Origin of the sequence: Nocardia donostiensis, from assembly GCF_002081715.1 — a bacterium.
GTDB lineage: Bacteria > Actinomycetota > Actinomycetes > Mycobacteriales > Mycobacteriaceae > Nocardia > Nocardia donostiensis.
In genome coordinates, this window is the sequence record NZ_MUKP01000007.1 from 181734 (window position 1) to 190100 (window position 8367).

General features: G+C 67.9%; 9 protein-coding genes and 2 pseudogenes. 8 read left to right on the forward strand and 3 right to left on the reverse strand.

Annotated elements, in window-relative coordinates:
• Nucleotides 1–589 precede the first annotated feature (589 nt).
• Nucleotides 590–1513, forward strand: a complete 924-nt coding sequence (locus tag B0T44_RS07270) for a tyrosine recombinase XerC (protein WP_175647972.1) — start codon at nucleotides 590–592, stop codon at nucleotides 1511–1513.
• 457 nt (nucleotides 1514–1970) lie between these two features.
• Nucleotides 1971–2336 (forward strand): YidH family protein, encoded by a 366-nt coding sequence (locus tag B0T44_RS07275; protein ID WP_077115882.1) that lies wholly within the window; start codon nucleotides 1971–1973, stop codon nucleotides 2334–2336.
• Here the strand turns inward: B0T44_RS07275 and B0T44_RS07280 are convergent.
• Nucleotides 2333–3154 (reverse strand): RNA-guided endonuclease TnpB family protein, encoded by an 822-nt coding sequence (locus tag B0T44_RS07280; RefSeq protein ID WP_139347751.1) that lies wholly within the window; start codon nucleotides 3152–3154, stop codon nucleotides 2333–2335. The genes B0T44_RS07275 and B0T44_RS07280 overlap by 4 nt on opposite strands.
• Here B0T44_RS07280 and tnpA point away from each other — a divergent pair.
• The 3 genes and pseudogenes from tnpA to B0T44_RS07295 form a co-directional block, all read left to right on the forward strand.
• A pseudogene (gene tnpA, locus B0T44_RS07285) lies at nucleotides 3057–3377 on the forward strand (IS200/IS605 family transposase); the annotation flags it as partial. The gene B0T44_RS07280 and the pseudogene tnpA sit on opposite strands and share 98 nt — an antisense overlap.
• Before the next feature lie 51 nt (nucleotides 3378–3428).
• The gene (locus B0T44_RS07290) at nucleotides 3429–3761 is read left to right on the forward strand and encodes a DUF202 domain-containing protein (protein WP_077115883.1); all 333 of its coding nucleotides are present in this window, start codon (nucleotides 3429–3431) and stop codon (nucleotides 3759–3761) included.
• A gap of 54 nt (nucleotides 3762–3815) precedes the next feature.
• Entirely contained in the window at nucleotides 3816–4178 is a 363-nt protein-coding gene (locus B0T44_RS07295; protein WP_077115949.1) for a GatB/YqeY domain-containing protein, read from the forward strand.
• Between the two features lie 7 nt (nucleotides 4179–4185).
• Here the strand turns inward: B0T44_RS07295 and B0T44_RS27915 are convergent, their stop codons facing one another.
• Complete coding sequence (locus tag B0T44_RS27915; RefSeq protein WP_077115884.1) at nucleotides 4186–4698, reverse strand: DUF1990 domain-containing protein; 513 nt, start codon at nucleotides 4696–4698, stop codon at nucleotides 4186–4188.
• A 68-nt stretch (nucleotides 4699–4766) separates the two neighbouring features.
• Nucleotides 4767–5195: pseudogene (locus tag B0T44_RS27920) on the reverse strand (M23 family metallopeptidase); the annotation flags it as partial.
• A 971-nt stretch (nucleotides 5196–6166) separates the two neighbouring features.
• On the opposite strand from B0T44_RS27920, the gene rpsB reads away from it, so the two are divergent.
• From rpsB to B0T44_RS07320, 3 genes are all read left to right on the forward strand, one after another.
• On the forward strand, nucleotides 6167–6994 hold the full coding sequence (gene rpsB / locus B0T44_RS07310; RefSeq protein ID WP_077115885.1) for a 30S ribosomal protein S2: 828 nt from the start codon (nucleotides 6167–6169) through the stop codon (nucleotides 6992–6994).
• A 97-nt stretch (nucleotides 6995–7091) separates the two neighbouring features.
• Complete coding sequence (gene tsf, locus B0T44_RS07315; protein WP_077115886.1) at nucleotides 7092–7916, forward strand: translation elongation factor Ts; 825 nt, start codon at nucleotides 7092–7094, stop codon at nucleotides 7914–7916.
• A gap of 224 nt (nucleotides 7917–8140) precedes the next feature.
• On the forward strand, nucleotides 8141–8367 hold a 227-nt coding region (locus tag B0T44_RS07320; RefSeq protein ID WP_438269015.1), incomplete at its 3' end, for an amino acid kinase family protein.

The following is an 8367-nucleotide window of genomic DNA, read 5'->3' on the forward strand; positions in this document are numbered from 1 at the left end:
AACGGTTCGGGCTGGTACTGCATCCGACCGTTGAAGGCCTGACGGTGTTCCGCCCGGGTACGAAGCGCATCGGGCAGGTCGACGGTGTCGGGGCCTCTGGGCGGCGCCAGCCGCGCGTGTTGCTGCCCTGGGAGCTCTGGAACCAGTCGAGTGGCCGTCGGGGGGCGGTCTGGCTGGTATCGCGACGTGCCATTGGAGGGGCGTCGTTGTTCCGCCTGTGGGGGAGGCCGCGCTTGCGCTGAGGATGGGACACGAGCGGTATGCCGTGCTGGGCAGTCGAGGTGAGGGCCGCCCACAGAATCGCGGCCATTCACCGACTGCTATCCCGGCGAGCGCAAGCGCACTCACATCGGCCCGAGCGAGACGGTCCAGCCCGTCCGCGCTGGGCGCCAGCGGGAGCTGCTGCCCTGCAACCTGGCTCCGCCCCGCTCGTTGGACCGTTGGATCCGGCTCGATCGACTGCGGGCGTCCCGCGTGCTTTCCGGTCGCATCATGGAACGGGAAGGCGGCGCCCACATGGCGATTTGTGCAGCAGCTGTAACCGGCGCGGGTGGTTGCCATAGTGGTCCGAGCGGGTGAAGGTTGTCGGGTGAACGAGTTGCCCGAGGATCTGGAGGCGTTGCTCGCCGAGTACGGGCGGCATCTGCGGCTGGGGCGCAATCGGTCGGCGCATACAGTGCGGGCTTATCTGGGTGACGCCAGGTCGCTGCTCGCGCATCTGGTCGGCCAGTCGCCCGATGCCGCCGTGCGAGAACTGGACCTCGGGTTGCTGCGGTCCTGGCTGGCTGCGCAAACGGCCGGCGGGATCGCGCGCGCCACGATCGCGCGCCGGGCCTCGGCGGCGCGGACGTTTACCGCATGGCTGACCCATACCGGCCGTCTCACCGCCGATCCGGGCCTGCGGCTCGCCGCGCCCACAGCGCATAGGGTGCTGCCCGCGGTCCTCGGGCGGCAGCAGGCCGAGCAGGCGATGAACGCGGCAGAATCCGGTGCGGCGCAACATGACCCGATGGCGCTGCGAGACCGCGCGATCGTGGAGTTGCTGTACGCCACCGGTATCCGGGTCGGCGAACTGTGCGGACTCGATATCGACGATATCGACCGCGAACGCAGACTGGTCCGAGTATTGGGCAAAGGCAACAAAGAACGGTCGGCGCCGTTCGGCACACCGGCCGACGACGCACTCGGCAATTGGCTACGCTACGGCAGGCCCCTGCTGGCCATCCCCGAATCCGGCCGGGCGCTGCTGCTCGGCCGTCGCGGAAAACGACTCGACCAACGCCAGGCCAGAACCGTCGTCCACGAGGTGGTTTCCGCCATCCCGGGCGCACCGGACACCGGCCCCCACGGCCTGCGCCACTCGGCCGCCACCCATCTACTCGAAGGCGGCGCCGACCTACGCGTCGTCCAGGAACTACTCGGCCATGCCAGCCTGGCCACCACCCAGCTCTACACACACGTCTCCGTCGACCGCCTGAAGAAAGCCCACGACCAGGCCCACCCCCGAGCGTGAGGAGCCTCCGTCGTGCTTGGATCGTTTCGGGTTGCTCCGTGCCGGGAAGCTGGCGGTGCGGAACCTTTTTCGGTCCTCCAGGAACTCTTCGGCCGTGTCGGTGTGGCCGCTGTCAGTTCCGTACGCGTGTCTGCGGGGCTGTGCGAAGAAGGTTCACGGCCAGGCCGCCCCGAGCGTGAGGAGCCCCTGTCGTGCTCGGATCGCTTTGGGTTGTTCGTGCCGAGGCCGTGCGGTCGCTATGACGGCCGGGCCCAGGACCGGAGAGGACTTCGGGACCGCCGCGGTCCCCACGCTGGCGTCCTGCTGCTGGGCGCAATACGCTCACCAGCGGATCCACGTGCTCGAGCCGACCAGACAAGAGGGTAACCGTGTCATCCAGACCTGTGTTCGCGCCGCGATACGGCGGAGACGCCTCGTCCGAGCATGGGGGCCATGGCTTCGAAGTCGAGGGCGTGGAATGACCCTTCCTGATCCGGACGATGAATCCCAGGACGGCGAAACGGAGGTCGATTACCGGTTCACGCTGGCCAATGAGCGCACCTTTCTCGCCTGGATGCGCACCTCGCTCGGACTGCTGGCAGGAGGGGTCGCCGTGCACACTCTGGTCGAGCCGTTCCGGCTGACCGGGTTCCGGCGTGCGCTCGCGATGAGCTGTCTACTGCTTGCTGTGATCATCGCGAGCGGCGCCTATCTGCACTGGCGGCGTGTCGACGTGGCGATGCGGGCGGGCCGTCCGCTGCCGAATACCCTGCTGGTGCCGATCCTGTCGGTCGGAGTCGCCGCCGTGTCGGTGCTCGCCTGTATGGCGGTGCTGCTGCGTTAACCCTTCCCCACGGCTGAAGCCGGGGGATTTCCAGCTCGGACCGCACCACCGGAGGGAGGCCGATAATGTCTGATGTCGTCAACACTGGTACGGGCGAGTTCTTCCGTGGCCGCCAAAATCACGTGGGCGGCGTTGTGGTCTCGGTCTGCGGTGTGGCCGCACGCCACGCATCGGAAGACACGCATACCCAACGCGAGCCGCTGCTTGACTCTCGCACCACAATTCGCGCGGGTCATCGTCGTATAGGCGGGCGGAACCAGCACCACCTTCCGCCCCACCCGCGTGGCACGCTCGATCAGTTCACGTTTCGCAGCCCCGATCGCGGCATCCGCTGCTTTGCGGGCCATGGTGGAACGGGCGAGGAATTTCGATGTGAAGTCCTCGACAGCGATCATCTGGTGGGCGGCGACCACGCGGCGAGCCCACACCCGCGCCGCGTGGGTGTTCTGCCGCGCTGCTTTCTTGTGCAAACGGGAGGCTTCGCGCCGCGCCCGCAGGTAACCCTTGCTCGGGGCGTGCCCGCGTGGCCGCCTACGGCGAGCCATTGTGCGTTGCGCCCGAGCCAGTCCGGCAGCGCAACGACGGCGATACCCCGCGTACGGCAGGTCATGGTCGGGGCTGGTGGTCGTCGCGGTCACCGACACTCCCCAGCCGATCCCGATACCACCGGTCGCGGCGGGCGCGGCTTCGAGGGGCGGCGTACCACGAACGAGGCGTACCCCGAAATATCGACGTCCCGTTATCGGCGGGCGTATCGAGCAGGTCATTCGGGAAGTATGCGCCGAACGCGACGCCCCCATCATCGAACTGGAAACCATGCCCGACCATGTGCATCTACTCGTCTCTTGTGATCCACAGTTCGGGATTCACCGGCTGGTCGAGCACATCAAAGCCCGGTCCTCGCGGGTACTGCGAGCCGAGTTCCCTTCGCTCGAGTCCCATCTACCCACCTTGTGGACCAACTCCTACTTCGTCGCCACTGTCGGCGGCGCGACCCTGGAGGTAGCGAAACGTTATGTCGAGAACCAGAAGAACGTGTGACCTCGATTTCTCCCCACAACTGAAGGTGGGGGCTTCCTCGGGGCCTGTTCGATGAGTGGCACGGGGCCGCCCACCCAGCGCACCCTCGCTGTCGAGCGCACCGTACTGGCGTGGCGGCGTACCGCGGTCGCGGCGATGCTCGTCGCCCTGCTCTTGGGGAGTTCGGCGCTGCGCCGCGGTGGGGATCCCACTGTGCTCGCCTCGATCGCCCCCATCGCGGCCGCGATGACAATGCTCACGGTGGTCGCGGCCGGATACCTGCGCAGCCGTGGACTCCGCCACGGACAGCATCCTCCTCGGCTCTCGGTGATCGCTGTCACCAGCGCTGCCGTGGTGTTCACCGCGGCAGCCGGTTTCGCGGTGGCCGTGGTCGGTCCCGGGTGACCGCTCGAGGAAATGCTGTCGACCGGTTACGCAATCGGCACGTACCGTGCCCACATGACCTCTGGCACAACCGAGACGACGCCGCTGCGCGACCGCCTACGCGCTGCCCTGCCCGCCGCGATGAAGGCCCGGGACCGGCGTACGGTCGCAGTACTGCGATCCGCTATCGCCGCGATCGACAACGCCGAATCCGTCGATATCGGCACGCACAGGGCGTCGGCGCTGGAGGACAGCGCGATCGGTCCGGGCGCGGCCGAGGTAGCGCGCAAACATCTCACCGAAGCCGATATCGCCGCCGTCGTCCGCGCGGAAATCGCCGACCTAGTGCGTGCCGCCGACGAGTACGAAACCACAGGGCGTCCCGACCGCGCCGCGGAGTCGCGTGCCGAAGCCGATACCCTGGCGAGCTTTCTCTGAACATCCGTCACTGCGGAGCGTCGGCGGACAGTACGGACAGGTAGCGGTCGGCCATGAGGCGCTGGATCAGCGGTACGGCTGGCCCGCCGAGAGCGGTGTACCAGGTGGCGGCCCGGGAAAAAGCGGTGATGACGCCGTGCACGGTATCGGTGTCGGGGTCGTATTCGACCGCGAACAGTTCTTCGCCTGCGACCGGGTGACCGGTGAGGGTCCCGTAGGCGAAACCGCGACGGTTCGGTTCGTCGAGTACGTAGATCACACGGCACGGGGCGGTGATGGCGACCGGGCCGATGCCGAGGCGCACGGTGACCTCGGCGCCCGGCGCGGCGGTCGGCGTGGCCGCCCGATGGAAGATGCCGAGGCGGCGCTGGATGGCGAAGGCCAGGATGTCGTCGCCGACGCGGTCGAACAGTGCGCGCCCGTGGCCGAGCATGCGGCGTCGGGTGAGATGGTGCGCGTCGACCGGTAGCGCGCCCCTGGTCGCGCCGATCTCGGAATAGGTGAAGTCCCGTTGCTGCACATTCCCATCATCGGGGTGGCCTGCTCTCGTCCGCCGGTGCGACCCGCCGCGGCCCGGTCTATATCAGCCACGGGTTTCAACCGCAGCGGGGCGATCCGGAGCAAACCCAGCGGATCGAGATACTCTCGCCCCGGCCGCGAGCCGTGCTCCCGGCGCAGACCCCAGTGCAAACACGCGGGAGCAGCGCAGCCGGGGTGCCCGGCGAGCAGTTCGCCGATCCGGGCGCCCCGCGCCACCCGCCGCCCCACCGGCACCGCGGGCTCGACCGGCTCGTAGGTCGTCCGCAGACCACCGTCGTGATCGATCGACACGACCGGCCTGCCGGCCACCGCTCCAGCGAAAACCACGATGCCTGCGCCCGCTGCCAGCACCGCCTGCCCCGCAAACCCGCCCAGATCCACCCCACGATGCCCGGGCAGCCAGTCCTGCGCAGGCTTGTCGAACCGCCGCTCCACCAAGGGCCGAGGCTGCAACGGCCAACCGAAAAGCCCGCGCATCGCCTCGGGCCCAGCACGACCCGACTGCGCTGCGGCCGTGAGCAGCAGTAGCCCCGCGATCACCGCGATCGACATGATGCGGCTGGGAGGCATGGCGCGGATGAAGGACCTGGCCCGGCTGAGGGCCACGGCCCGTGCGGGGGACACAGCGTGAGGGAGAGATATGGCCCAGGTAAGGGGCACGGCGCGGCGGAGAGACATAGCCCAGGTAAGGAGCGTGGTGCGGTTGAGTGGCCTGGCCCATCTGAGGGGTACGACGCAGGTGAGGGCCCTGGCGCGACTGAGAGATTTGGCGCGGCTTAGAGGCCTGGCGCGGCTAGGAGACATGGCGCGGCTAGGAGAGATGGTGCGGGTAGGAGACATGGCCCGACCGACCGAGGTCTGTGGTCCGGGTTGACCGAGCAACCCGACTTCGGCCGGCGAACTCGCCTGTTCCGGCAGTACGGACCAGCAGGCCGTCATAATTCGATCGGTCCGCATCAGTCGGTGCGGTGAACCGGCGGGATTTCCTGGTCCGCGTGATTGCCCGGCCTGGGCGAGTCGTGGGGAAACAGGGAATCGGGGACGGGGGAAGGGAGTTCCTGGTCGGCGTCATACCCCCAGATTCGCGATCTCGACCGGCCTCAGGGCGGCGGTCCGGGAGATTGTGGACAACCGGCTCGGGTGTGGACAAACACCGTTTCACGAGGGTGTAGACCAGGGCGATTATCACTGGTCGAAGTATTCGCCGTAAACTGGTCGAGCGGTTCGTGCTGGCCACGGACCGACTTCGCGCGCCACCCATGCTTGTCCACCACGGCGCTGCGGATCGCCGCTCGCTACGAGCGCTTCGACCGCAGCAGCGTAATCCGGAACAGGGAACTGTCGGCTGGTCCCGGTCATCGTGATCGGGTCCGACGGTTCGGCGGCGCCAGGGCAGCAGACCGCCGGTCTGCTGCGTCAACCGGCAACGAAAGAGAGATACGAGAGCTATGGCTGTCGTAACCATGAAGCAGCTGCTCGACAGCGGCGCGCATTTCGGGCACCAGACGCGGCGCTGGAACCCGAAGATGAAGCGGTTCATCTTCACTGACCGCAACGGCATCTACATCATCGATCTGCAGCAGACGCTGACCTACATCGACAAGGCCTACGAGTTCGTCAAGGAGACCGTCGCCCACGGCGGCACCGTCCTGTTCGTCGGCACCAAGAAGCAGGCGCAGGAGTCGATTGCGGCCGAGGCCACCCGGGTCGGGATGCCGTATGTGAACCAGCGCTGGCTGGGCGGCATGCTCACCAACTTCTCCACCGTGCACAAGCGGCTGCAGCGCCTCAAGGAACTCGAGGCCATGGAGCAGACCGGTGGTTTCGAGGGCCGCACCAAGAAGGAAATCCTCATGCTCACGCGTGAGATGAACAAGCTGGACCGCACCCTCGGCGGTATCCGCGATATGGCGAAGGTGCCTTCGGCCATCTGGGTCGTCGACACCAACAAGGAGCACATCGCCGTCGGCGAGGCGCGCAAGCTGAACATCCCGGTCATCGCGATCCTGGACACCAACTGCGATCCCGACCTGGTCGATTACCCGATCCCGGGCAACGACGACGCGATCCGCTCCGCGGCGCTGCTGACCAAGGTCGTCGCCTCCGCGGTGGCCGAGGGCGTGCAGGCGCGGGCAGGCCGTTCGGGCGGTGACGAGAAGCCCGAGGCGGGCGCGGGCGAGCCGCTGGCCGAGTGGGAGCAGGAACTGCTGGCGCAGGCCGCCCCCGGCGCCGAGGCCCCGGCCGAGGCGCAGACCGAGACTCCGGCCGAGGCCTGAGACTCGTCAACCCACTGTTCGGGCGGTGGCCACGATGTACTGGCATCGTGGCCACCGCTGCCCAGTACCTGACTTTCTCGAAGGAGGCTCGCCCCTGATGGCGAACTACACCGCCGCTGACGTGAAGCGGCTCCGGGAGCTCACCGGCTCCGGAATGATGGACTGCAAGAACGCGCTGGCCGAGACCGACGGTGATTTCGACAAAGCCGTCGAGCTGCTGCGCATCAAGGGCGCCAAGGACGTCGGCAAGCGGGCCGAGCGCACCACGGCCGAGGGGCTGGTCACCGCCAAGGACGGCGTGATGGTCGAGATCAACTCCGAGACCGACTTCGTCGCCAAGAACGCCGAGTTCCAGGAACTGGCGCAGAAGATCGTGACCGCCGCGGCCGCTGCCAAGCCTGCCGATGTGGACGCGCTCAAGGCCGTCGAGGTGGACGGCAAGACCGCCGATGCCGCCCTGCAGGAGCTGGCCGCCAAGATCGGCGAGAAGCTCGAACTGCGTCGCGTCGTCTCGCTGGACGGCCCGGTCGCCACCTACCTGCACAAGCGCGCCTCCGACCTGCCTCCCGCCGTCGGCGTGCTGGTCGAGTACACCGGCGAAGGCGACGCTGCCGCCGAGGCCGCCCGCGGCGCCGCGATGCAGGTTGCCGCGCTCAAGGCCAAGTACGTGACCCGTGACGAGGTCCCCGCCGATATCGTGGAGAACGAGCGCCGCATCGCCGAGCAGACCGCTCGCGAGGAAGGCAAGCCCGAGGCCGCGCTGCCGAAGATCACCGAGGGCAGGGTCAACGGCTTCTTCAAGGATGTCGTACTGCTCGAGCAGCCGTCGGTGACCGATTCGAAGAAGACCGTCAAGGCGCTGCTGGACGAGGCCGGGGTGACCGTCACCCGCTTCGCCCGCTTCGAAGTCGGCGCGAGCTGATGAACTCCCAGAGCCCCTCCGGTACCCGCTGCCGGAGGGGCTCTGTCGTATCGGCCCCCTGCCGAGGAGTACGAGACGAAGGGCTCCTGGCAGGCCTGTTCCGAATGGTGGGGGGCCGCCGTGCGCTCGAAGCGGATAAGGCAGGATAGGTGCCGCTCTGAGTTGCTGTTCGCCCATTGTGCCCGCCCAGAGAACCAGCTGATCGCAGAAGGAGACGCAGACCGATGACGCACCCGGGGACCGACCGCCCAGGATATCGCCGGGTACTGCTGAAACTCGGTGGCGAGATGTTCGGCGGCGGCAAGGTCGGACTCGATCCCGATGTCGTGGAGGCGGTCGCCGAGCAGATCGCCGAGGTCGTCGCCAGCGGGGTGCAGGTCGCGGTGGTGATCGGCGGTGGGAACTTCTTCCGCGGGGCCGAACTGGAGGAGCGCGGCCTGGAACGCGCCCG